Source organism: Oceanobacillus sp. FSL K6-3682 (assembly GCF_037976165.1).
Taxonomy (GTDB): domain Bacteria; phylum Bacillota; class Bacilli; order Bacillales; family Amphibacillaceae; genus Oceanobacillus; species Oceanobacillus sojae.
This window is the reverse complement of record NZ_CP150263.1, coordinates 785,163-810,813: the sequence shown is the minus strand read 5'-3', so window position 1 is coordinate 810,813 and position 25,651 is coordinate 785,163. Positions and strand designations below refer to the sequence as shown.

The following is a 25,651-nucleotide window of genomic DNA, read 5'->3' as shown; positions in this document are numbered from 1 at the left end:
TAAAAAATGAAATAAACGTACAAAAAAAGGATACCTTCTGATAAAGTTAAAGTACCACTACAAAAACAGAATCGAGGTATCCTTATGTTTAAATATTATAACGTAAATCAAGTCGTTTTGCCATTAGATTTCGAGATGAAATTACAAGAAAATGATATTGCTTATACCATCCATGAATTTATCGAACAGATTCCAGAAGAAGCTTTCACCGGTTTTACCCGTCAAACAGGCTGTCCCGCCTATCACCCGCGTATGATGATGAAAATTATTTTATGTGCTTATACCCAGTCGGTGTTCTCTGGCCGAAAAATCGAAGCATTATTAAAAGATAGTGTGCGAATGATGTGGCTTGCGCAAGGATATGAGCCGAGTTACCGTACTATCAACCGTTTTCGTGTGAATCCAGAAGTAAAAGAACTATTGCGTCAGTGCTTCGTCCAATTTCGTTGTCAGCTGGTGGAAAAAGAGTTGATCGATGCGGAGGCTATCTTTATTGACGGGACCAAAATTGAAGCCAATGCCAATAAATTCACCTTTGTCTGGCGAAAATCGATCGAGCGTTATCAAACGAAACTTGTAGAGAAGTCCCATGCCCTCTATGAAGAATTAGTGGAAAAAGAAATTATTCCAGAAATCAACCGGGAAAACCCGGAAGCTCTATCGACGCAAGAACTTCAACAGATGGCAGCGAATTTGGATAAGTCAGTCCAAACGTATACGAAACAAATCGAATCGATTGAAAAAGCACAAGACCGAAAAGCCCTGCGTTCGGAACGAAAGCAGCCAAAACAAGCCTTAAAACAGGTGCACGATTTCATCTGTCGTCAAGAAAAATATGAAGAAGCCTTGGAGATTTTAGAAGAACGTAACAGCTATTCCAAGACGGATCACGACGCAACCTTTATGCGATTGAAAGATGACCATATGAAGAACGGACAGTTGAAAGCTGCTTATAATGTGCAATTGGCAACAGAAGGACGTTACGCATTAGCCTATGATATTTTTCCGAACCCTACCGATACACGAACGCTGATTCCTTTTTTAGATCGTATTGAAAAGGATTATTTTGCGTTGCCTGATGTCCTCGTAGCTGATGCGGCTTATGGAAGTGAACAGAATATAGAAGATGTCACCCTGAACCGGTTACGAACTGCCTTGATTACCTATAGTATGTACCGCAAAGAGAAGAAGAAAAAATATAAAAATAATCCCTTTAACACCGCTAACTGGGATTATGATGCCGAAATAGATGCCTTTACTTGTCCAAATGGTCAAGCTGTTACTTATCGCTATGACTCCAAACGCACAGACAAGTATGGTTACCAGCGACAATTTAAGGTCTATGAATGTGAAGATTGTACAGGCTGTCCTTTGCGAGAGCAATGTACCAAGGCAAAGGAAGGTAACCATCGGAAAATATTTTATAATGAAAAATGGGAAGCACAAAAGAAAATGATACGAGAACAGCTTTCAGATGAAGAAATGGGCAAGCTTTACGGAAAACGTAAGATAGATGTGGAGCCTTTCTTTGGATTTTTGAAGGCTAATTTGGGTTTCACTCGTTTCTCTGTACGAGGAAAATCCAAAGTGGATAATGAATTGGGATTCGCCTTAATGGCAGTGAATCTGAGAAGATACACTGCCTCTAGCTGCTTTTTTATGTATCTACTTATAAATGATTTCAAAAAAGATGGATTTCACATCAAAACCCAATGTGAAATCCATCTTTTCATTATTTTTGGCTAGTTATGTCCCAGCCTCTTTTTTTATTTATATTATACGTTCCATCTCTTTTAACAGCTCATAAGCACCTTCAGTTTCATTAGAGCACACAATCATCGTCTTCTTATCGTGCGGATAATGAACTGCACGATAATTAACTCCCGGATCATATCCCATCTGAATATACTTTATTACTTCTTGATTGTCATCTAATTCCATATAACCGGAGTAGCCGTAAAAGATATTATCTTCCTCATCTACACATTCACGTGCTTGCAGTACCTCCCGGGTCATTTCCTCAGATAACAGCTGGTAATCCATCAAAGCATCCCAAAATTTAGCCATATCACGTACGGTAACATACGCACCGCCATCTGAACCGCCTCTAGCAGGAATAGAATAAATATTTGTCTTCCATTTTCCCTTAGGCTCTTCTACATAGCCTAAGGCTGTCCGTTCCGGTAAACAATCCATTTCAAAATATCCTGAATCATTCATCCCCGCTGCTTTAAAAATATTTTCTTCTACAAATGAAGGAAAACTGCGGTTGGTAGCCTGTTCCACAATCAAACCTAATAAAATATAGCCGGAATTATTATATTGAAAGGAACTGCCTGGTTCATCCTGCATTTCTCTATGCTGAAAAAGCGGCAGAAAATCTTTTGGTGCTCTGACACCGTACATCGGGAATTTCTCCCACAGCAGCTCGAAGTCATCCATCACTTCCTCATCAAAATAATCAGGCACACCTGAAGTATGCGTCAGTAAATGATGAATAGTAATATCCTTGTCGAAGTAAGGAAATTTCTCTGCCACACAATCTTGCAGCTTTGTTTCAAAAGAGAGTTTCCCAATTTCTACAAGCTGGGCAATAGCAATTGCGGTAAATAACTTACACCCTGAAGCAATGCCAAATCGTGTATCCACCTGATTTTCAAGCTTTTCAGCACGATTTCTGAATCCACTGCTTTCTGTTATTATTTCATCCTGCTTTTTTGCATAGAAAGCACCTGAAAAAGAGAGTTCCTTTTGCACTTCCATCAGCTTGTTCCGCTTCTTTTCTGTATTCATTTTTGTCCCTCCTGAAATCCTTTAGTATTTTTTTATGATTTAAAAAAGGATATCAGTTAAGATGTTCATACCATATAACGAATCATATGATTTTCCTCCGTTCTGATTTAAGGTTAATATTATTATATATTTAAATACTGAAAATTACAATATTTCATCAAGCTGTTGTTGTTCATTATAATCAAAAAAATCCTCTATTGGTTATAAACTTCAATAGAGGATTTTTATATCAACCGCCAAACTTCCTGTTAAAGTAGTAACTACAGTTTTGTAATTGAAAAAATGACCTTTACAGGATTACTTTCGAAATTTACTAATTGGTACTTAGTTTCTGCCGGCAAGAAAAAAGTATCCTCAGGTTCTAAGACAAAACTCTCCTCCATATCTACAAGATTTATGGTCACAGGTCCGTCCACACAATATAAAGCCCCGTCCCCTTCATGGCTGTCAGGGTCCGAACAACGCGGTCCATACCCGCCTGCCGGCAGAATCATTTCACCCATATGTCCGTAATTATTGCTTGTAATAAACCTTAAAAGCATGGGATGTTCTGTTCCATGGATATTATTTAATTTTTCATTTTCACGGACTGCATATATAGAGCCAGTCTTCCTTGCTTCTTCTGCATCTACCGGCCAAGCACCTATATCATCTGTACATCCTTGTCTGGATATATCTTTAATTTTTCTTTTCATATCAGGTAACTGATTATTATTAGGCCCTTTGTAGAATTTTGTTTCACTTTCTGATGGAATTACAGCAGGAGGAATTGCTTCGCTCCAGGCTTTTGGCGTTATAAAGTAAAGGATTCTCGCTTTTCCTCCAGAAAAGTTATGACCACAGTGCCAGGCGCCCTCCGGCATATATAAACCTTCTCCAGTTTCTAAATAAGCAAACTGTCCATTCCCACTCCGTTGAACGACAGGCCCGTCCAATATATAATAAGTCTCATCCCCCGGATGAATATCCAGGGGTGCAAAAGCTCCGCCCGGTCCTAATTCGTAGATTCCCAACATAAACGTATCTGTTGAAACCATTGTAAAAGTATTATCAGAAGTGAATGCATTATCCGGCGGGTACAATGCTGTAGAGTAATCTTGTTTACGAATCAGCAATGGCCTCTTTTCATCCTTGTTAAACGGAAAGTTTTCTAATATATCTAATAATTTAGCCATTATATCTCCCTTTCCATATTAATAAGTACTTAATCTTTTGTGTACAATGTCAGAGAAACTTGTCATTAATTCTTTAGCTTCTTCAGGTGATCTTTGCCAGATATTTCTGCCAATTGCAACTCCTCTTACCCCAACATCAATAGCTTCTTGGACAGTTGTTTTCAAGTCTTCAATCGTTCCACTTTTTCCTCCACCTAATAAAATAAAAGGTACATTATAATAGTCTACCCAATTCTTCAGGACCCCTGCATCTCCCGGGTGAGGAACTTTCAAAATATCTGCCCCTAATTCAAAAGCTGTTCTGACACCATCAGATAAAATTTGTACATATTCTTCTTGGTCAGCTATCGGATTTCTTGTCAGTGGTTCTACTAATACAGGCAATTCCAATTTATGAGCCTCTTCAATGCATTGGGCAATCAGATCGACAAACTGAATTCTTTCTTTTGCAGGTCTATCCCAAAACAGGATGAGTTTTAAACAATCATATCCTTTTTTCAGAGCAGTCTCAGGAGTGAACACAAGCTTTTGAAATAATTCCCCATCTTCTTCATAGAAAATATCTGCACATAACATTTTTGATGGTGCATTCCTTCCAAAAAAAACTTCGTCACATTGATTTGCCAGTCCGTCAGCAATTAAAACTGTATCCACATCATCACTTTTTAAATTTTTTAAAACTTGAGCTGGGTTCTCAAGTCCTTCTACGTAACCCAAAGAAAGTCCATGATCCACTGGCAATATAAATGTATTTCCTGTTTCTGGTCTGAAGATTTTTGACATGCGCAATTCAATACTCATTTTTTTAATCTCCTTATAATTATATTTTTATTTCAATGAAACTCCTAAAGAGGACAGTGGAATACTTTTTAGTTCATTACGTTCACCTCCTTTCATAGAACACAAAAACTTTTAATAAAGATATAAAATTATAAATAATGAGATTTCTATTTTCAAATACCTATTGCTTTTTTCAGAACAAGTAATAATCTGCAAACAGTGGAATACAAGTGTTTTTTAAACATATTTACCGCAACAAAAATCCCATAAATATCCTTTGTGCTTATATATAGCATCCTTAATTTTCTTATTTAGACCGTATCACAGACTTTGAAAAAGCAATATACCAGCTTATTACAGCATCCTTCCAGCAAACTTATAACAAGGTTTCTGTTAGTATTACCTGTTGCATACTGCCGGTGTTAATAAATTAGATATTTCTTCCTTGTCTGTAGCTTGGAGCAGCTTTTGCCTAATCTCCTCATCCATCAGCAATCTAGCAATAGCAGAAAGTAATTTTAAGTGATGGCTTTGACTCTTTTCTGGTATTAATAAAGCAATAAAAAATATGGTCTCTTGTCCATCCAATGACGCCCAATCAATACCTTCTTCATTTTTTAATATAAACACACTCGCATGATTCACTGTTTCAGATATAACATGCGGAATAGCAAACCCATCTAAAAATCCTGTTGTTGATTGATTTTCTCTTTGAAATAAACCATTAATTATTTCATTTTTACAACCAGTTATATGATTATTTACTGCTATCTCCGCTATTCGCTCAAATACGGCTTGTTTTGATGCAAGGTTTTCATGTAAAGAAATATATGCTGATTTTAATAGATCTTTATCCGACATGTTTTACCTCCGTCCTTTCTGTTTGATCTGATATATTTATTTTTGCTCTTTTATTGAATGTTCTTTTTTGGTAAAAACCATATAGTATCGAGCCAATGATTGATCCGATTAAAACGCATGCTATCCATAATAAGCCATTTGTTGCAACAGGTAGTATCAGAAATCCGCCATGGGGAGCTGGTATCTGGACTGCCATTAAATAAGTCAGAGCAGTAGAAATAGAAGAGCCTATCATGAAAATAGGAATCATAACGACAGGATTTTTTGCGGCAAATGGAATTGCTCCTTCTGTAATTTGTGTAGATCCTAATACAAAATTTACAATTCCTGCACTCCGGTCAGATTGATTAAAATATCTTTTAAAAAATATTACAGCGAAAGCAGTAATCAATGGTGGTGTCATACTTGCCGAGAAAACTCCAGCCATAAAATAATAGTTTCCATCCGCCAGCAATGCCAATGCTGTTACATATGCTGCCTTGTTAATCGGTCCTCCTAAATCAGATGCCCCCATACAGCCTACAATAATCCCTAAAAGGATTGGACTGGCTCCTTGAAAACCAGTTACAAATTCTTGCATCCAGGTATTAATCGAAGACATAGGAACCACCAGTACAGTCATTATTCCAGCAACCGCAAAGATCCCTACTAAAGGCAAAATAAAAATTGCTTTTAATCCATTTAATGATTCCGGAAGCCCTTTCAAAAATCTCGACAAATACAACATAAGATATCCAGCCAAAAATCCTGCTATTAGAGCACCTAAAAAACCTGCTCCACCCTGGTCAGCTATCATACCTCCTATAAATCCCGCGACCAGCCCGGATCTTTGTGAAATGGATGACGCAATATAGCCTGCTAGCATTGGAAGCATTAAGCTGAACGCTATACTTCCAGAGTTATTAAGAAATGCTGCAAAAGCGGAATATGACGGATCATTCTGATCAGCAGAGTTAATTCCAAATAAGAAAGACAATGCGATTAGTACTCCTCCTCCAACTACAAAAGGAAGCATGTGGGAAATACCGTTCATTAAATGCTGATAAATTATTCTGCCTATGGATTTCTTTTCATACTCTTCATTATCCTCATCATTTCGATTAACCTGATTACTAGACCGATAGATTTTTGCTTCACCATTTATAATCGCTTGTATTAAAGTTTCAGGATCTTTTATTGCTTTTGAGACAGAAACATCTATAGTCGGTTTTCCAGAGAATCTATCTGCCAAAACATCTTTATCAGCCGCTATAATCACACCATCTGCCTGCTGAATTTCTTCTTTTGTCAGCTGATTCTCTATTCCTACTTGTCCATGTGTCTCTACTTTTATCTCTGCTCCTAATTTTTCAGCTGCACTTATTAAAGCTTCAGCAGCCATAAAAGTATGTGCTATACCTGTTGGACAGCCGGTTGCGGCAACAATTTTCACTTTACTCAATGTAATTACCCCTCTCTGCTTGCTTAGCAATTTTTACTTTCAAGATATTTGCTGGTTCCTTCTAAAACCTGGAGTACTTCTTCAGGAGCGTTACAAGAAATAATTTCTTTCAAAATACTATCTGATTCAAATAGACGATAAAAATCCCGGATGATTTTTTTTGAACTTATTTTATCTATTCTGACTGCAATCATAAAAATCATTTTTATCTTCTCGCCTTCCCCCCAATCTATTGCATTTCTTAAAATAGCTATCGAAACTTTAGACTCGTTAACGTGAAGCGAATTTCCATGTGGCATCGCAACCATTTTCCCTATAGATGTTGGCGTAATATCTTCACGTTCAATAATTGATGCTCCAAAATTTTGGTTAACATATCCTTTACTATTAAGCTGTTTACTCATGAAATTAATAACAGTATTTTTATCTTGAAAAGCTAAATCACAAAATATAAGATCTTTCTCTAAAAATCCCAACAATTCACTGTAAGAAGAATTTTCTTTTATCATGTGAGAAATAGATAAATTTGCGGTAAAGCTTGAAATATTTTTCAAATCTATCTCGTTTACTAAAGCAGATATAACGATTACCGGTATAGATTCAAATTTAATAGGTACTGTAGATATAATAAAATCTATATTTTCATTACCATTCTCCAAATTTTCTAATGCAGCTAATGACATTGTCGCTTTCACATTAAATTGAGGTAAATATCTTTTTATTCGATTAGCAATCAGTTCGGATGTGCCTATACCATCAGGACAAACAACGATGACATTTTTAACCGTCATTCTCCGTTCTATTGCAGCCTGGAAATAAGCAGTTAAATATCCTATTTCATCTTCATTCACTCTTAATCCCAAATTATTTTCAATGGCCGAGCTTGCAAGAAGAGTCATTGCAAAAGTCCCCGAATACTGTTCTTTAATATCGCTTAACAATGGATTTCTTATATGAATAGAGTAATGGAGCCGATTTAACATAGGCTTTACGTGCATCAGCAGACCCAGATACAATTCTTTATCAGAAGATAAATCTATATTCACAATCTTTGATGATAGCGCTATCATTTCTTTGACTACAAAATGGGTATCTTTATCTATCGTACTTATTAATTCACTAAGGTCTGCATGTTTCATATCTTTATTTATCCCGCAACTAAGGATAAACTGGTGGATATAAATAATCTCATTTTCAGGGATATCTATAAAAAGTTTTTCCGTTGTTTTCTTTGCAATAAAGCGTGCAGCTAAATAAGTTTTGCTTTTATTGCTGCATTTACCATAACTTAATATTTTGTCTATTTTATAACCGCTCTTAATACGACTGATAGATATTAATACATGCGTTATTAAATTGGTATAATAAGGTTCCGTAATATAGTAATTTAATTTCTTTTCTGCTTCACCGATAATTTCCTCTACAATAATCACTTCAGAAGTATTAAACATACTTGACAATCCTTTAAATATGCCAATTTCTATCCTGGTCTGGGGGAATTCTTCATCATCTGTAAAATCGCAATTTAAGCTTCTTATGATTATTTCAGCAATTGCTTTTCTCTTATTTTTTTCATCTCCTATAATTTTAGTACCTTTCCTATCTCGAATTAACTTAATACTATACTTTCGAACCCATACTTCTATTTCATCTAAATCATTCACTATGGAACTTTTACTTACTAAATACTTTTCAGACAACTTTTGTAAAGACGTCGTTTTTTCTGATAATAACAGTTGTTTAAGTATGTCTATTTTTCTCTCATTGGTAGAAAGGGGCACTATTTTATCTTTAAATACATTTATATGATGCAGTATTCTGAACTTTTCTTTATGATTAATTTGAATTTTCACACCTGTACCTGGCTTTTTTAGGAGCTTTGCATTATTTTCTTCTAAAAAATTTCTCATTATTTCCAGGTCATTATAGATTGTTCTCTCGGAAATACGCATCACGGAAGCATAACTTTTTATAGTTTTAAATTCTTTTTCGCTTAACATCAGACTGAGTAATTTTTTTTGCCTCGTAGTTAAGTTAACCATTGGCTTATTCCCCTCTTTAAAGAATTTAGTTATGTTCTTAATTTAAAATATATCACTGAACATAGCGCAGCAATATACCAAGTTGTTGCAGCTTTATTCAAGCAATATTGAAACGAATAATAAAGTAAATTGTTAGAACCAATACCTTTATATGATGGAGACGCTATAACTATCGGAATACTTCATTATCTTTAAACAGGCTTCTGCCGTTCTTTACTTACGATACGTTCTTAATTCCCCTTCTTCACTTCCTTTCCATACTGCAGCAGCTATTCTTTCCTTTATCCAGCTGTCTACAGTAAAACTTTTTAACCTTCGATGACTTCACAGCTCTGTCCCTTGAGTTGACTTAAATTAAAATGATTATTCCGTCTGGCGTTCTGCTGTGCTTTTAAGTTCTTTTTTAATAAACACCCCCCTTATTTCTCTAAGTTATTTTATAAATGACATCCAAACTGAATAGGATAATCTTTTTTCTCTAATTAAAAAGAACCTTATTAACCAATTTGTTAATAAGATCCTTTTTATGCGTACAATATCTACAGCTCTATTACACTTCTTTTAGAAGTGATTTCGTAATCTATTATATTATTTCCCATTCTTTCTAACTAGTTCTCTATCTTTCATTACAGCCGGTACGTACACATTTGTATTAAAACAACCCCAGCTGCTGCGAAGCCAGCCCATCAAATTCAATCCCCAACATCTGCTGCAGCTGCTTAGCATTTCCAGCTGCATGTCCGCCGGAGTTATTATTAAACAAAACGATAACTTCTTTGCATTGCTTTTCCAGCCTTTTTACTTCTTTCGCTATAGCAGTTAATTCCTTTTCACTATATTCATATAAATAGCGGACCTTCCGCCAATTTGCATTCCCTGAATAGTTCCAGCCATGAACATTCCTGCCATGCAGCCGGATAATGGCTTTTTCCTTTACGGTTACCACAGGCACAAACGGGACCGATTTTACACCAGCCTGAGGCTCATCCGCAATCGTATGAATCCAGCCTTCCTGCTTCATAAAATCCAGGGTTTGCTGTTGAAACCTTTCCTCATACCAGGTTTGCTGTCTGAACTCTAAGGCAACAGGAATCCCCTTCATCTGCTGCTTACAATAACGAATATATTGTACATGCTCCTGCCTGCAATCGAACCATGGCGGAAATTGAAAAAGCACAGCTCCCAGCTTCCCTGCTTTTTGAAGCGGCTCAACGGATTCCCTGAAAGCCTGGAACATCTCCTCTTTGGTTTCAAACGGATTTTCCTTTTCTTCTCGATCATGCCCTGTCATACCCTGATAGGCTTTCACGATAAATTGAAAATTTTCCGGTGTTTCCTTTACCCATTTTTCCATATTGCGGATAGGCTGTACCGCATAGAAAGAGGAGTCTAATTCCACAACCGGAAAATGACTGCTGTATTCCTGCAGCTTCTCGTGTGTTCTGGTATCAGCAGCATAAATAGAATCATGATCTCCCCATCCTGTCAATCCAATTTGAATCATTTTTCACACTCCTCCCCTGTTTATTCTCTTCCTCTTCTTTGTTCCCTCCGTACCATATATTTTACGAATGGAATAATTATAATAGATAAAAATAAAATTCGGAACAGCTGAAATGATGTAACAACAGTGACATCCGCCTGGATAGATGCAGCAATAATCCCCATTTGATCGACACCACCTGGAACAACACTTAAAAAGCTAGTGGCAAAATCCATAAAATAATGTGCCATCCATTCGCTGATCAGAAATGCTACACCAATTAAAATAACACAGGAGCCAACAGCATAAACAATATGAGATTTCATTTTCTTTAATTTATCCCGTTCTAATAATAAGCCCATATAAATTCCAATAAAAAGCTGTGCAATATGTAATAAATTATCCGGCATAACCGGGACTTGAATGGACGATAGATTGCATACCATAATAAGGAATACAGGTCCTAATAAATAAGCCGTAGGAACCTTAATAAATTTAAAAAGAATTCCTGCTATGTAACATAGTATCAATAAACCTAATAAAATCAGGGAATAGCTTTCTGTTGATTTATCAGGAGTAGCTCCGCCGCTGTTACTGGAAACAATAAAGGGAACCATCGTAATAATCGCCAGCAGCCGCATAACATGATAAAACGTCACGACTGTAATATTTAAATTTTTTTGCTCCTCCGCAAAGACTACCACCTGTTGTAATCCTCCAGGAGCACAGCATGTCATCGCTGTTCCAATATCCAGGCGGGCCCATTTCGAAACTGCGTAACTGACACCAATAAATAAAATAAAAAAGATAATGTTAATCAAAAACATCATCGGAAAATAGCGCACCATCTCCTGAAGTGCATCTAACGTAAATGCAAAACCAATCGTATACCCGGCAAAAACTAAGCCAATATTACGAAAGATTGGATTCCATACCATTTTCCAAGGCGACTTTAATTGGAACAGCAATGTCATCAGCATCGATCCAAGCAGCCAGGGAATCGGCAAGCCGATGAGTGAAAAGATAACAGCTCCTAAGAGACCAATTGCAAATGTTCTCAGGAATAAAAATAGCATATAATTCCCTTCCTTCTCTCCCTATTATAACGTGTTCATGCAAATTCTAAAATCCATTATTTCGTATCTGTAAGTAAAATATTTGAAAAAGAAAATGCGAAGAAGAAGGTTTTATAAATCTAATTGCTCTCCAACAAAAATGAATCATCCCTATCAAACAAAGAAGAACTACGTCAAAACTTGTTCTTACTCCTTCTTTTTCTACCTACTGTCCTTTTCTGATTAGTAATTTGTAATATATATCAGCCATGTTAAATATCTGCATTGACATACTATGACAGACATAGTAATATACTTATACAAACAATTACTTTGTCTGTCACAGTATTTTATTTGTTATAGATAAGAAGAGTCATTGCAAGGCAAGGAGGGGTTTTGTTGGAAGGAAGAATTTCAGCGGATTTATTGCGCGGTCATACAGATACGATAGTGTTGGGAATACTATTAAAAAACGATGCCTATGGGTACCAAATTTACAAATCTATTATGGATCGAACAGATGGGCTATATCAATTAAAGGAAGCCACACTTTATTCCAGCTATAAACGATTGGAAAAAGAAACATGTATCGTCGCCTATTGGGGAGATGAAAGTCAGGGCGGCCGGAGAAAGTATTACCGGATTACTGATAAAGGCCGCGTACAATACAAACAGAATATCGCCGATTGGGAATTTACGCAACGGATTTTGAACCGATTATTGAAGGAGGAAGACGACTAATATGATGATAAAAAAATATGTCGATGATTTATTTCACGGGTATAAGTCAACAGCTGAACTGGAGGACTTCAAAGAAGAAATCATAATAAATTTAAAAGACCGCGTGCAGGATTTAGAAAAAACAGGGAAATCATCTGATGAGGCATTTGCAGAAGCTGTCTCAGAATTAGGTGATATTACAGCAATTGCCGATGATTTAAGCAGAGAAAAACGAAAGGAGATTATTGGAAAAATGTATGTGGATCCAAAGCCTAAACTTTCTGCAGGATATGCAATTGGGTATACACTTGCTGCAGGAGTTTTATTGTTTGGAATTATTACGAGTCTAATCACTTATTTTTCTGCGGGAAATAATTTATTCATTGCTATTTCCTCCTTCCTGCCATTTGTTGTACCTGCAGGAGCAGCATTAACCTATTTAGGTTTAACAACAGAAACAACTGCCAAATATCCGATGGACTGGAAAAGGGCACTTATTTATGCGCTTGCTGTTGGTGTCATTTTATTCGGAATTTCCATCTCCAGTTCACACTATTTTATGGAAAACAGTAATCCAGCTGCTATCCTGGGGGTGCTGGTTCCTTTTGTATTACCAGGCATTCTGGTTATCGCCTTCTTAATCCTTACAGAAAAGAAGCGATTCAAGCCATGGCTAATGCAGGAGCATGAACGATATCATGAAGCCTACGCAGGCTATTATAAAGATACAGAAGAAGTAACAAAACGTGGAATGCTGTCCGGAGCTTTATGGATTGGAGCAATTGGGGTCTTTCTTCTTATCTGGATATTGACTAATATCCTTTACGCTCTTCCTGTCTTTCTGTTTGCCATTATGGGAGAGCTCTTAATTGAGTACCGTATGATATCAAAGCATAAACGCAATTCAGCAACAAAATAATATCCATGCTTCATTACTATATTTTTATCTGTTTTTCTGCACCCAAATTCTGAAAAGAATTGGGTGTTCTTTATGTATAAAATAGTTATCCCAGAACAGTTTAATTTATAAAGATATTCAAAAAGTCCAATAAAACTATTTTCGAAAATATAAATATTTATTTTTTGGTTTGATTCTTTTTTTATTGGGTATTATGAGTTTAAATACCTCTTTTAAACAGAGATTGGAAAGGAAGAACAATCATGAAAAAATTTTTGCTTCTATGTCTGACACTGCTTCTTTCCATTACTTTAGCAGCTTGCGGGACAAGCGATGACAGCGACACAGGAAATGACGCAGCAAATGATTCAAATACAAGTGAAAACACAAACGATAATAATAATGATGATTCAAATGTAGCAGATAACACTAATGGCAATAATGGCTCAACAGAGGGTAATGACGATCTAGACTTAACAAATGTATCCTTAACTGTGGAGGATGCCATGGAAGCTTTCCACGATCACTTCCCGGGTTCGAGCCTTTCTTCCATACAGCTGGATGAAGAAAAAGGGGAGCTTGTCTATGATATAGACGGCTATGATGATACGATGGAATACTCCGCTGAGATTAATCAGTCTGGTGACGTTATATCTGAGGAAAAAGAACAAAAAGAATCAGATGAACAATATGATGAATTGGTATTGGCAGATTATATTTCTGCAGAAGAAGCACTGTCCACAGCTTCTGAAGCTCCTGAAACAGATGGCATTACCGCTAGAGGCTGGTCATTAGAATTTGAAAATGGCAGCCCAATATATGAAATTAATTTTGAAGATATGGGATCTCAGGAAGTAGATGTTTATATTGATGCAGAGCCTGGAGAACAGCTGCATGTGGAAGTAGACGATTAAATTTAAATAAAGCAGGCTAAGCCTTGAGCTTAAGCCTGCTTTATTTAGGTCAGTCTATTTTTAAGATCTTGAAGCAGAGGAAGACGCTGCAAAAATAGCTGCATTAATCGAATCAAGTGTTGCTTTGACAGCTTTGGAAACAGGAAGATTCTTACTCATCTGCTTGATTTGTTTTTCTGCCCACTTAGCTTCTTTCCGTTCCGGGAATACGATGCGAAGTAAACTGCTGATATGAACAAGTGACATCAATACAACGATTCGTTCTTCTTCTTTTTCTAAGAGATCTTGTTTTTTACTTTTTCCTAAAACCGTCCGAAAGTTTTTTATCATCGTTCTGTTAAAATCTGCTTGATTAAAGGTGTACGTATAAGATGGAAACATACCTAGAATCCGCTTTTCTTCCATGTTACCTACACCAGCCTGCTCTAATTTATCAGCAATTTTGCGCGGAAGATTTTTGTATGAACGTTTCAAAGCAGAAACCCAATACTTTGGTGTTTTCTTATTTTTAAGCCGCATAATCTCTATTGCTTCTTTCAGCAGCGGATCTTCCACTTCTGTATGAACGACTTCCATCTTAGATTGACGCAGCTTAACTTTATCTTCCAGCATAAGCTCTGCCAGTAAAGCGCCGCTTAAACAATAGGGCAATGCGGAGGAAGCACGCCCATAAGGTTGATTGGTTTTGGGACTAATGGATAATAAGAAAAGTTGCTCAGCTAATAAAAGCATGTTTTCCCCTCCTTTTCAGTTTCTATTTTTAATATTGCAGCGTTAAAAAACTTTACGTTGATAAATAAATTGGCTGATTATCCAGGATATGAGATATAAACCAATTGCTATAGCTGCTCCGCTAAGATAGAGCATTGTTGTTGATAAGCTTGTAATAAAATCAGTAATTGTTATAAGGTTTCGCTCCAAGAAACGGGCAGCGGGCTGAAAACCTATTGCTAAAGCAATCATCCCGATAAACATCACTACTCCGATATAAGCAGGCTTTAAAATATAAAATAACGGGAACGCGATAGCTGCGAAAATGAAGAACAATCCAGCCGCTATAGCCATATCCATCATGTCATAACTATAATCAAATAAATAGAGAACAGCCCCAGCCATCGCCATCGATAAAACCATATATACCATAGCTCCAATATATCTGGAAGTAACAATCAGCTTGCGTGTATATGGCAAAGAATTAAGAAGAATATTTGATTCTACCATGCCATCATATACATAAGCATTTGCCGATATATAAGCACCGGCTACCAGAAAAATAAAAATCGGGCTAATATCTCTTGCAAAGAGGATAAGAAAAATAATTAATGGAATAAATAGGATAATCTGTGTCTTTTGTATAATTAAATCTTTTTTTATCAAATTAAACATTTTGGTGTTTCGCTCCTTTCGCATAAAACATAATATCCTCTAATGTAGCTTCCTCAACCACAACACGATCTCCCAACAAAATCTTTACCTCAGCCGCATCATTTGTTAAAGCTTGGAATCCATAAGAAGAACGCTCTGTCTTTATAAACAATTTTTCTGTATCTTGATTAAGTAAATCAATACTTCCTTTTACCAAAGCATAACGATCCTGTACATTCTGCATTGAGTCATTAAAAAGAATTTTTCCCTTTTGAATAAACGTAATATAATCTGCAATCCGCTCTAAATCGCTGGTAATATGCGTGGAAAAGAATAGCGTTCTTCTGCCATCCTCCATAATTTCCTGCAGGATGTCTAAAAGTTCTCTCCGAAAAACCGGGTCTAATCCCGCAGTCGGCTCATCCATCATAATAAATTCTGCATCATGGGATAAAGCCATTGCCAAGGAAGCTTTCATCTGCATCCCTTTTGAAAAAGTTTTAATTGCTTTATTTAAAGGTAATTCAAATATCTTGATATAGTTATAGAATGTCTTATCATCCCAATTTTTATAAGCTGGCGCTATAATTCGCCGTATATCTTTTAAATTTAAACTTTCATAAAACACATTGCTGTCGTAGACAAAGCCCATACGCTCCTTGATTTCTTTCTCATTACCGGCATAATCCATCCCAAAGATTTTTACTTCCCCTGTATCAGCCTGTAAAAGATTCATCATCAGCTTCATTGTCGTTGATTTACCGGCTCCATTAGCACCGACAAAGCCTGTTACATACCCTTGTTTTATTTGTAAATTGATATTTTCCAAGGAAAAATCTTTAAAACATTTGGTTACATTTTTAAATTCAACTATATTTTTCATACGTATTACTCCCCTCATTATTTTGCATCTAAACTGACTATTGTATATATGCTATATTAACACTATACACATTATTAAAACATCTTTTTATTTTCTTTGCAACTACAAAAATGATTTTTTCGTAAAAAAAAGACCCTGGCTTTATGCTCAAGATCTCTGACAAATATTTATTCAAATATGAAATATTCATATCTTTTAAAAGGCTTTCCTTTGATAAATCATTTGGCTAATCAGCCAGGAAGCTGCATACAACACAATGAGAATACCTGCACTGCTTAAATAAAGTATAGTAGTGGATGCACTTGCGAAAAACTGAACGATTGGGGTCAGATACTCGCCCAAAAATGTTATTGCCGGCTGACTTAAGATAACTAACAGAATAAATCCTATCACAATTGCTGTTCCAATATATCCCGGCTTCAATAGATAGAACAACGGAAAAGCAAACGCAAACATCGCAAGCGTAATTCCTGCTCCAATTGCTATATCTGTCCAAGTGAAAGCTCTATTAAACAAAGAAAAAAGAACAATGGTGATACCGATAGATACCGCCATATAAAAAATAGCGCCAATATATCTAGAAGCAATAATTTGCGTACGTGTATAAGGCAAAGAATTCAATAAAATATTTGTTTCTGCCTTTTCATCATACGAATATGCATTTATTGGAATAAAAAATCCAGCAAACACAATAATAAAAAAGGCAGAAAGATGTGAACCAAAGATAATAAAGAAAAGAATACATGGAATGAATAAATACAACTGAAATTTCTGTATAATCAAATCTCTCCTGATTAAATTAATCATAATGACTATCTGCTCCTTTCATATAGAACATAATCTCTTCTAAACTGGCTTCTTCAATCACAACATGATTTCCGAAGACTTCTTTCACTTTCGTCGCATCCTTTGTTAAAGCCTGAAAACCATTTGGAGAACGATCTATTTTTATAAAATAAGCTTCCGTGTCAGGATCAAGTAATTCCGTACTTCCTTTTACTAATGCATACTGCTCCTGCAGCTCATAAATAGGTTTATCAAAGAGGATTTTCCCTTCGTCAATCAGTACAATATAATCGGCAATCCGGTCGAGATCGCTTGTTATATGTGTGGAGAAGAGAATCGTTCTTTTTCCGTCTACCATTACTTCCTGAAAAATATCTAAAAGCTCCCTGCGAGATGTCGGATCCAGGCCTGCAGTGGGTTCATCCATAATAATTAACTCCGCATCATGGGAAAGAGCAATTGCAATAGAAGCTTTCATCTGCATCCCCTTAGAGAATTTCTTAATCGGCTTATTTAAAGGCAGCTCAAATTGGTTCACATAAGCTTTGAATTGCTGATGATTCCAACGTTTATAAGCAGGCGCCACAATCCTGCTGATATCCTTCAGATTCAAAGATTCATAAAATATATTACTGTCATAAACAAAGCCGATACGATCTTTAATTTCTTTTTCATGACTGGCATAATCCAGCCCGAATACACTTACTTCTCCATTATCCGGCTGCAGCAGATTCATAATAAGCTTCATTGTCGTCGACTTGCCGGCACCATTTGCTCCAATAAATCCAGTTACAAAGCCCTGTTTTATTTGTAAATCCATATTATCTATCGTGAATGCCTTCAATGCTTTCGATACACCACGGAGTTCTATCACATTTTCCATTCCCATCACTCCTCGTACAACAGCTTTAATAATTCCTGCAGTTCTTCATAAGGCAGACCGATTTCTTTACTATTAGAAATAACCGCGCTCAGCTGCTCTTCAATTACTCTTAATTTCTTCTCCCGAATCACATCTAAATTTTGTTCCGCTATAAACGAGCCTTTTCCGACAATGGAATAGATAAATCCCGCTTTCTCCAATTCTTCATAGGCCCGTTTTGTTGTGATCACACTTATTTTCAAATCCTTTGCCAGCTGTCTGATGGAAGGCAGTGCATCTCCTTCCGTCAGCTCGCCTGAAAGAATTGCTGTTTGAATTTGTTTTAAGATCTGCTCATAAATTGGCTCTTTGGAGCTGTTTGATATGATAATTTGCATGTCCATACCTCTTTTTCTGATTGTATATCTACATTATACACAGTATGAAGTATTGAATAAACTCATCCAGCTATAATGAAAATATTTGATCCAATTCGAGAAGTAAAAAAAGAGTAACTATCGTCTGCGTAATAAAAAATTAGGACTATTAAAATTAAGAAGACAAATAAAGTAGATTTAAGAAAATGAACAGACTTCGTAAATTTTGTATCCAGTAACGTTCTCAATTGTTTCAGACATTCATCATGCATCATCCCGTTTTGTCCATTCTGAAATATTGACTGGAGCAAAATTCATTCATATATATTCTTTCCTCTTACATAGTCAATCTGCTTATAAAAATTCTCAATCAGAAACTTATTTCCTGGCACGTACTTTAAAGATAATTTGATAAAAAGGAAATAATATTATATGAATGGTGGCAAACAGTAAAATCACATTAAAAAATGGTATTTCGTAAAAATTAAACCATCTTGTAAAAATATCTTTCTGCAGCATTTCATTCCCAAACTTACCAAATTCAAAATCCGTAACTAAAGGTGTGCCATCAACAATCATCAATATTAAATTGAGACTTATAAAAAAAACCAATCTGAATTAACCATGCTTTCATTTGCATTCTCTTCACTTAAATTATTGTATATATACCATATTAACAGTATATACAAAATAAAGTATTTTTTTCAACCATAAATTATAAAATCGAAAAAAGTCCTTGAATAAATTCCAAGATCTTTTAACAGTTGTTGAGGCATTCAATTTAAAGCAGATTGCTGCACCAGCTTCTGTTTCTCCTCTTCAATCTTTCCTTTATCTATTCTTTCAAAAAGCGGTACAACCTTGTTCACCTGCTGCGAAAGATGATTTATTTCTTCCCAGCCCAGCTCTTTGATCGACAGCATTTCTTGAACCTTTTTTGTAGAATAAGGCAGAAATGGATACAACAGCTGCGTCGTATTTACAATAATATATACACAGGTTGCTAATGTTTTATCAGCTTCCTCGGGATTTTCTTTCACCTGCTTCCAGGGTGCCTGCACATCAAAATACTTATTTGCTTCCCGTATAAAATCAAATACCTCGCTCAATGCCTGCTTCAATTTCCCTGTTTCCACAAGCTCTCCAACAGCTGGATAAAGGCTTTTTATTTTATCCACTATCTCTGCTTCTGGATCTGCCTGGGGAATATTCGAATCATTATTTTTCTCAATAAACTTCAGTGTACGATTGATAAAGTTTCCATACGCTCCTAATAATTCGCCGTTATGACTATGGATAAATTCCTGCCAGGAAAAATCAGCATCGCGGTTTTCAGGAGCATTAATAGTTAAAAAATAACGTAATGAATCTGGATGGTAGGTATCCAACACATCCTTTATCCAGACAGCCCAGTTATTGCTGGTAGAAATCTTTCTTTTTTCCAAAGTAACATATTCATTGGAAACAATATGGGTAGGAAGCTGTTTCTCCCCAAGTGCCAATAATAGAGCTGGCCAGATAATGGTATGAAACGGAATATTATCCTTTCCATGTACATAGTAAGCTTTTGTGGAATTATCAGGTTGCCACCATTTATCTATATCTTGCTGATGCTCTTCTCCCCATGCCTGACTCGCAGTTAAATAACCCGCAACAGCCTCCAGCCATACATAAATTTTCTTCCCTTCGAATCCTTCTACAGGAACATCAATCCCATTAGGCAGATCTCTTGAAATGGCTCTTTCTCTCAATCCTTCCCGTAAATAACGCTTTGAAAATTGAATGGCATTATCACGCCACCGCTCTTCCTCCTCCGCTTGATTGACAAAGGAAGTAAGCTCATTTGAAAAATCATCAAAAGAAAAGTAGTAATGTACTGTCTCGCGTATAGCCGGTTCTTCACCGCAAAGCTTACATTTTTTGTCCTTCAATTCGAGCGGATCAAGAACAGCAGAGCAATGATCACACTGATCTCCCCGTGCATTTTCTCCACAGACTGGACATCGTCCTTCTACAAAACGATCTGGTAAAAAGCGCTTATCCTTTTCACAATATGCCTGTTCTGTTGTTTTCTCCTCTAAATACCCTTTATCAAGCAGGTCTAAAAAGATTTTCTGTACTGCCTGATGGTGGAATGTGCTATCTGTTCTCGTGTAATAATCGTAGGAGAAGCCTAGTTTTTCAAAGATGTCCACAAACTCCTGATGGTATTTTTCAGCAATGATCTCAGTTGTCGTCCCTTCCTGTGATGCACGGATAGAAATTGGTGTTCCATTACAATCACTACCAGAAACATACAGAACCTCTTCTCCCTTTAAACGATAATACCTTGCTAAAATATCCCCCGGCAATAAGCTGGCAATATGCCCTAAATGAAGGGAACCATTTGCATACGGCCATGCGCCGCCAATAAATACAGCCATTTCCAACACTCCTCATTTTTATTAATTCAATAGATACAGTTATGAGATAAGGATATTAAGAGGATGTTCAAAAAGTCCAATAAAAATGACACGGCGAATTTCTGCGTTGACAATTTTTCCGATACTCACGTATTATGAAGCATACGCTCCGTCCGTAAAAATTTGTCGCCTTGAACTTCTTGGTCCTATTTATCGGATTTTTTGAACACGCACTTTAAGCAATAAAAAACGCCCTAAGCTTCTTATGTCAAAGAAAGCTTAGGACGAGTATTCCCGTGTTACCACCTAATTTTCACAGACTGTTCACACAGTCTGCCTCCTTCTGTACGTCTGGTGAGTTAATTTCAGCAGATTATACAGTTGCTATTGTAACGAGTGCCTCTCGTCGCAGCCTACTATCCGTTTTGGAGTTCAGTGCGCAGCTCAAAGGTCATTGTTCAATTGGGGGTTTGCTGCCTCATTTCCACCAGCAGAGACTCTCTTTTAGCGCTTCCCAATTTACTTTTCCTTCTCATTGCCTGTTTAACTATTTGTTTCAGTTTACTCTTATTGGACAATATTATCAACTTATTATTTAAAATTGAGTAACCTGACCAAGTCATATACATGATAAAGCAATATTATTCTTCCAGCTTAAACACACGAGTTGCCTCAACAGCTTTTTGCCAGCCTTTATATAATTTTTCACTTTCTTCATTATCCATTTTGTCCTCGAATGTTTTCTCTACCTTCCATTGCTTAGCTATTTCCTCCTGGCTCTCCCAGAAGCCGATAGCCAATCCGGCCAGGTATGCAGATCCAAGTGCTGTTGTCTCCTGAATCACAGGACGTTCAACGGTTACATCCATAATGTCACTTTGGAACTGCATTAGGAAATCATTTTTCACTGCTCCACCATCAACACGAAGCGTTTTTAATTCCATATCAGAGTCTGTTGCCATTGATTCGATTACATCTCTGGTCTGATATGCCAGTGATTCTAATGTCGCACGGATAAAGTGCTCTTTTTTAGTTCCTCTTGTCAGTCCAAATACAGAACCTCGTGCATCACTATCCCAATATGGCGTTCCTAAACCGACAAAAGCTGGTACTACGTACACACCATCTGTTGAATCTACACGTGTCGCAAAATCTTCACTTTCCGGACTGGATTCAATCATTCTTAAACCGTCGCGCAGCCACTGAATAGCAGAACCGGCTACAAAAATACTTCCTTCGAGTGCATAGGTTACTTTTCCATCAACTCCCCATGCGATTGTAGTTAATAACCCGCTCTTGGATTCTACAGGTTTTTCTCCTGTATTCATTAATAAGAAGCCGCCTGTGCCATATGTGTTTTTCGCCATTCCCTGCTCAAAGCATGCCTGCCCAAATAAAGCAGCCTGCTGGTCACCTGCAATACCTGCAATCGGAACTTCCTCACCAAAGAAATGGTAAGATACCGTTTTTGTATATTCTTCAGAAGACGGACGAACCTCTGGAAGCATCGACTTCGGTACGCCCAAAATGTCTAACAGCTCTTCATCCCATTCTAAGTCGTAAATATTAAACATCAATGTTCTGGCAGCATTAGAATAATCAGTAATATGGGTTTTCCCGCCTGAAAACTTATAAATAAGCCATGAATCAACTGTACCGAATAACAGGTCACCAGCTTCTGCTTTCTCTCTTGCTCCCTCTACATTATCCAGAACCCATTTCACCTTAGTTCCTGAGAAATACGGGTCAATTAAGAGACCTGTTTTACTACGGAATGTATCCTCGTATCCTTGTTCTCTTAACTCCTTACAAATAGGCTCTGTTTGACGGGACTGCCAGACAATTGCCTTATAAATTGGTCTGCCAGTATTCTTGTCCCATACAATTGCCGTTTCGCGCTGATTGGTAATTCCAATCCCCTCTATCTGACTCGCTTCAATTCCAGTTTTATTTAACACTTCTGCGATACAGCCAAGCACAGATGTCCAAATTTCATTTGCATCATGCTCTACCCAGCCCGGTTTCTCAAAATATTGCTTAAATTCCTTTTGAGCTGTATCAATAATTTCCCCTTTATTATCAAATACAATCGCCCGTGAACTGGTTGTTCCTTGATCGATTGAAAGAATATATTTCTCTGCCATCCCTGATTCCTCCATTTTTAAATTTAGAAAGTTACCTGATTTAAAAGCTCAGATTTACTTATCACGTTTAGTACGCCCTCTTATATTGCATTCCCTTAATTCTTTTTTCTATTCCTGTCTTTCGCAGTGTAACTGGCTATAAAACTCCCGCTTCGAGAATAGAGGAAGTTCGAAAATTCTAATTAGGAGATCAAACAGCCAGTAACAGCCCGATTGGTTCGGGCCTACAGGATGTAACACGACGTCGCAAACTTAGCCTTTGTCCTTTAGACAGCGGGGGAAGGAAAGCCCCCCGCCGATTGAAGTTTCATTTTATGAAACAGAATGCTGCGTCCGCTTTTGTTCATTTACAAAAGCTGTTGCAAATATGGCAACTACCACAATAGTCATAATCCAAAATCCTGCACCCATACTTCCATCAAAAAATGCATGGTAGAAAAAGGCACCGTATACACCGCCGATTATTGTGCCAATAACAGGTATCGGCGCATAGCTCCAATCCGAACCGCCCTTACCTATAATTGGTAAAATAGCATGTGCAATTCTTGGGCCTAAATCCCGGGCCGGATTAATCGCATAGCCCGTCGGTCCACCCAAGGACATACCAATCGCAACAATTAATAAACCAACGATAGCTGGATTTAACCCCTCTGTGAATTCGTTTGCACCAATAAATAATAAGCCCATAACCAATACAAAAGTTCCGATTATCTCACTTACTAAATTGGCCGGATAGCTCCTCACAGCCGGACCTGTTGCAAATACTCCCAGTTTTGCTCCTTTATCCTTTGTTTCTCTCCAATGCGGGAGATACTGAAAGTAAACAATAATTGCGCCGATGATAGCGCCAATTAATTGACCAGATATATATGCCGGCACTTTTGCCCAAGGAAATTCTCCAATCGCTGCAAAGCCTAATGTTACGGCAGGATTTAGATGAGCATCAGATATATTACCTACTGCATAGACCCCCATCGTTACACCTAACCCCCAGCCTAGTGTAACCAGTACCCAGCCGGCGCCAGCTGCTTTTGATTTTTTTAACTCTACACCAGCGACAACGCCTGCCCCTAATATAATCAGAATCATTGTCCCGATTAACTCTGCCATAAATTCAGACATGTTTATCTCCCCTTTGCTAAATAGATAGTTCTACTTGAACTTTACAAGATCGGGAAATAGGAAAAAAGCTCACACAGATGTAACCGCATTCTCCTTGCTGAGAAGGCGGCCTACTGTGTGAACTTCATCTCCTACACAATCCTTAACTTGTCTTTTAACACCTTACACCAGAATTAAAACGCTGTCAATAATTTCAATTTTACAGCTATGCAAGCATTTTTTATAATTTGAAACTTATGCCTTTGAATAAAAAAGTTCCAAATCTCCTGCCAAAAGGGAGGTTTGGAACTTTTTATATTCTCACTATCCAGCTATTTACAAATACAATTTCCAGCAAGTCATTCAACTTTTGTAAATTACTTTTTTTGACCAGTATTGCCATTTTCTTCTTCCAAATCATCTTCATATAAATTACTGCGAATTTTAAAGAACTCGAAGGCGTGTGTCACAAATACTTTCAATAGAGCGTAACCCGGGACTGCTAATAAGATACCGACAACTCCAAATAAATTTCCGGATGTCAGGATAATAAAGATAATCGTAATTGGATGCACGCGAAGGTTTCTTCCCATAATCTGTGGAGAAATAAACTTTCCTTCAATTAGCTGTACAATTGTCCAGACAATAATCAGCTTGATAACCATAAATGGAGAAGTAACAATTGCAACGATTAGAGCAGGGGTAATCGCAATCGCCGGTCCAAGATAAGGAACAACATTTGTAAAAGCAGCAATCAGTGCTAATACTGGAGCATATTCCAGCCCAATGATGGTAAAGCCGATATACATCAGCACACCTATACAGAATGCAACAATAATTTGCCCGCGAATAAAGCTGCTGATCTGATGATTCATTTCCTTCAAAATATCAAGGGTTGGCTTCCTCATAGTTACTGGCAGAAATTTAATGAAGTATCCTGGCAGCTTTTCTCCATCCTTCAATAAATAGAATAAGATAAAAGGCAGCGTTATAATTGCCAGAACAATCTCTGTCACTGCTCCAATAACATTGCCAATATTGGAAAAGGCACTATTCACTATATCAAGCGAACGATCAGATAATTGCGTAGCAAATCCCTGCAGGTCAATATATTCTACTAATTGAAACTGATTAATGAAATTCCCGCCGATAAAATCATTTACCATTTTCTCAATATCTGAAATAAACGGCGGCAGACTGGTTATGAAACTCGTAATCTGATCTCTTAAAAAAGGAAAAACAGAGCTGATTAAAATAGTTAAAATTCCGATAATAACCAGGTACAATCCAAAGATAGAATAGATCCGCTTCACCTTTTTCTTTTCCAGGTAATTCACAATTGGATTCAATAAATAATATAGAATCGCAGATAGAATAATTGGCAGCAATACTGTTTTCAAAAGCACAACAAATGGTGTGAACACAAATGAAATATGCGTAAAAATAAGTATGTTTAAGCCAATTAACAATAAGATGACTAAAAATACAACAAAGCGGTTATTTAAGAAAAAACGTTTAAATAAATCTATTTTATCGTTAACGGATTTCAATGCAGCACCTTCTCTTCTC

Annotated in this window: 22 protein-coding genes and 1 other annotated feature; of the genes, 4 read left to right on the top strand and 18 right to left on the bottom strand. The window is 36.9% G+C overall.

Translation table 11 applies throughout. The features are described from left to right. Positions 1-84: 84 nt before the first annotated feature. Positions 85-1,746 (top strand): IS1182 family transposase, encoded by a 1,662-nt coding sequence (locus tag MHH51_RS04145; protein ID WP_339282580.1) that lies wholly within the window; start codon positions 85-87, stop codon positions 1,744-1,746. A gap of 24 nt (positions 1,747-1,770) precedes the next feature. Here the strand turns inward: MHH51_RS04145 and MHH51_RS04140 are convergent, their stop codons facing one another. From MHH51_RS04140 to MHH51_RS04105, 8 genes are all read right to left on the bottom strand, one after another. Next, the gene (locus MHH51_RS04140; protein ID WP_339284636.1) at positions 1,771-2,793 is read right to left on the bottom strand and encodes a serine hydrolase; all 1,023 of its coding nucleotides are present in this window, start codon (positions 2,791-2,793) and stop codon (positions 1,771-1,773) included. Positions 2,794-3,053: 260 nt separating this feature from the next. Continuing rightward, a complete protein-coding gene (locus MHH51_RS04135; RefSeq protein ID WP_339284634.1) occupies positions 3,054-3,968 on the bottom strand; it encodes a cupin domain-containing protein in 915 nt (304 codons plus the stop codon). 18 nt (positions 3,969-3,986) lie between these two features. After that, positions 3,987-4,769 carry a hypothetical protein gene (locus MHH51_RS04130; RefSeq protein ID WP_147210775.1) on the bottom strand — a complete coding sequence of 261 codons (783 nt, stop codon included), beginning with the start codon at positions 4,767-4,769 and terminating at the stop codon, positions 3,987-3,989. 378 nt (positions 4,770-5,147) lie between these two features. Continuing rightward, the gene (locus tag MHH51_RS04125) at positions 5,148-5,609 is read right to left on the bottom strand and encodes a PTS sugar transporter subunit IIA (RefSeq protein WP_339284632.1); all 462 of its coding nucleotides are present in this window, start codon (positions 5,607-5,609) and stop codon (positions 5,148-5,150) included. Further along, on the bottom strand, positions 5,599-7,050 hold the full coding sequence (locus MHH51_RS04120) for a fructose-specific PTS transporter subunit EIIC (RefSeq protein ID WP_147210773.1): 1,452 nt from the start codon (positions 7,048-7,050) through the stop codon (positions 5,599-5,601). Before MHH51_RS04120 ends, MHH51_RS04125 begins: the two co-directional genes overlap by 11 nt. A 23-nt stretch (positions 7,051-7,073) precedes the next feature. Further along, positions 7,074-9,092: a BglG family transcription antiterminator gene (locus MHH51_RS04115; RefSeq protein WP_339284630.1), complete on the bottom strand. Its 2,019-nt coding sequence runs from the start codon at positions 9,090-9,092 to the stop codon at positions 7,074-7,076. Between the two features lie 652 nt (positions 9,093-9,744). Next, positions 9,745-10,596, bottom strand: a complete 852-nt coding sequence (locus MHH51_RS04110; protein ID WP_339284628.1) for a DUF72 domain-containing protein — start codon at positions 10,594-10,596, stop codon at positions 9,745-9,747. 20 nt (positions 10,597-10,616) lie between these two features. Further along, complete coding sequence (locus MHH51_RS04105; RefSeq protein WP_339284626.1) at positions 10,617-11,651, bottom strand: AbrB family transcriptional regulator; 1,035 nt, start codon at positions 11,649-11,651, stop codon at positions 10,617-10,619. Between the two features lie 378 nt (positions 11,652-12,029). Here MHH51_RS04105 and MHH51_RS04100 point away from each other — a divergent pair, with 378 nt between their 5' ends. The 3 genes from MHH51_RS04100 to MHH51_RS04090 all read left to right on the top strand — a co-directional run bounded on the left by MHH51_RS04100 (position 12,030) and on the right by MHH51_RS04090 (position 14,162). Next, positions 12,030-12,371, top strand: coding sequence for a PadR family transcriptional regulator (locus MHH51_RS04100; protein ID WP_147210769.1), 342 nt, complete (start codon positions 12,030-12,032; stop codon positions 12,369-12,371). Between the two features lies 1 nt (position 12,372). Then, the gene (locus tag MHH51_RS04095; protein ID WP_147210768.1) at positions 12,373-13,269 is read left to right on the top strand and encodes a permease prefix domain 1-containing protein; all 897 of its coding nucleotides are present in this window, start codon (positions 12,373-12,375) and stop codon (positions 13,267-13,269) included. Positions 13,270-13,511: 242 nt separating this feature from the next. After that, positions 13,512-14,162 (top strand): PepSY domain-containing protein, encoded by a 651-nt coding sequence (locus MHH51_RS04090; RefSeq protein WP_339284625.1) that lies wholly within the window; start codon positions 13,512-13,514, stop codon positions 14,160-14,162. 60 nt (positions 14,163-14,222) lie between these two features. Here MHH51_RS04090 and MHH51_RS04085 read toward each other — a convergent pair whose 3' ends face one another. The 10 genes from MHH51_RS04085 to MHH51_RS04040 form a co-directional block, all read right to left on the bottom strand. Beyond that, positions 14,223-14,894, bottom strand: a complete 672-nt coding sequence (locus tag MHH51_RS04085; RefSeq protein ID WP_339284623.1) for a GPP34 family phosphoprotein — start codon at positions 14,892-14,894, stop codon at positions 14,223-14,225. Between the two features lie 42 nt (positions 14,895-14,936). Further along, entirely contained in the window at positions 14,937-15,548 is a 612-nt protein-coding gene (locus tag MHH51_RS04080) for an ABC-2 transporter permease (protein WP_147210765.1), read from the bottom strand. After that, positions 15,541-16,410: an ABC transporter ATP-binding protein gene (locus MHH51_RS04075; protein WP_147210764.1), complete on the bottom strand. Its 870-nt coding sequence runs from the start codon at positions 16,408-16,410 to the stop codon at positions 15,541-15,543. The genes MHH51_RS04080 and MHH51_RS04075 overlap by 8 nt, the downstream gene beginning before the upstream one ends. 195 nt (positions 16,411-16,605) lie before the next feature. Continuing rightward, positions 16,606-17,217, bottom strand: a complete 612-nt coding sequence (locus MHH51_RS04070; RefSeq protein WP_147210763.1) for an ABC-2 transporter permease — start codon at positions 17,215-17,217, stop codon at positions 16,606-16,608. Beyond that, the gene (locus MHH51_RS04065) at positions 17,210-18,079 is read right to left on the bottom strand and encodes an ABC transporter ATP-binding protein (RefSeq protein WP_147210762.1); all 870 of its coding nucleotides are present in this window, start codon (positions 18,077-18,079) and stop codon (positions 17,210-17,212) included. Before MHH51_RS04065 ends, MHH51_RS04070 begins: the two co-directional genes overlap by 8 nt. 5 nt (positions 18,080-18,084) lie before the next feature. Continuing rightward, a complete protein-coding gene (locus tag MHH51_RS04060) occupies positions 18,085-18,456 on the bottom strand; it encodes a GntR family transcriptional regulator (RefSeq protein WP_339284621.1) in 372 nt (123 codons plus the stop codon). Positions 18,457-19,211: 755 nt separating this feature from the next. Next, positions 19,212-20,858, bottom strand: coding sequence for a methionine--tRNA ligase (gene metG, locus MHH51_RS04055; RefSeq protein ID WP_339284619.1), 1,647 nt, complete (start codon positions 20,856-20,858; stop codon positions 19,212-19,214). Positions 20,859-21,114: 256 nt separating this feature from the next. Continuing rightward, positions 21,115-21,382: a binding site (T-box leader), on the bottom strand. Between the two features lie 96 nt (positions 21,383-21,478). After that, positions 21,479-22,981, bottom strand: coding sequence for a glycerol kinase GlpK (gene glpK, locus MHH51_RS04050; RefSeq protein WP_147210759.1), 1,503 nt, complete (start codon positions 22,979-22,981; stop codon positions 21,479-21,481). 312 nt (positions 22,982-23,293) lie between these two features. Continuing rightward, a complete protein-coding gene (locus MHH51_RS04045) occupies positions 23,294-24,103 on the bottom strand; it encodes an MIP/aquaporin family protein (RefSeq protein ID WP_339284617.1) in 810 nt (269 codons plus the stop codon). 356 nt (positions 24,104-24,459) lie between these two features. Beyond that, positions 24,460-25,632 (bottom strand): AI-2E family transporter, encoded by a 1,173-nt coding sequence (locus MHH51_RS04040; RefSeq protein ID WP_147210757.1) that lies wholly within the window; start codon positions 25,630-25,632, stop codon positions 24,460-24,462. Between the last annotated feature and the right edge of the window lie 19 nt (positions 25,633-25,651).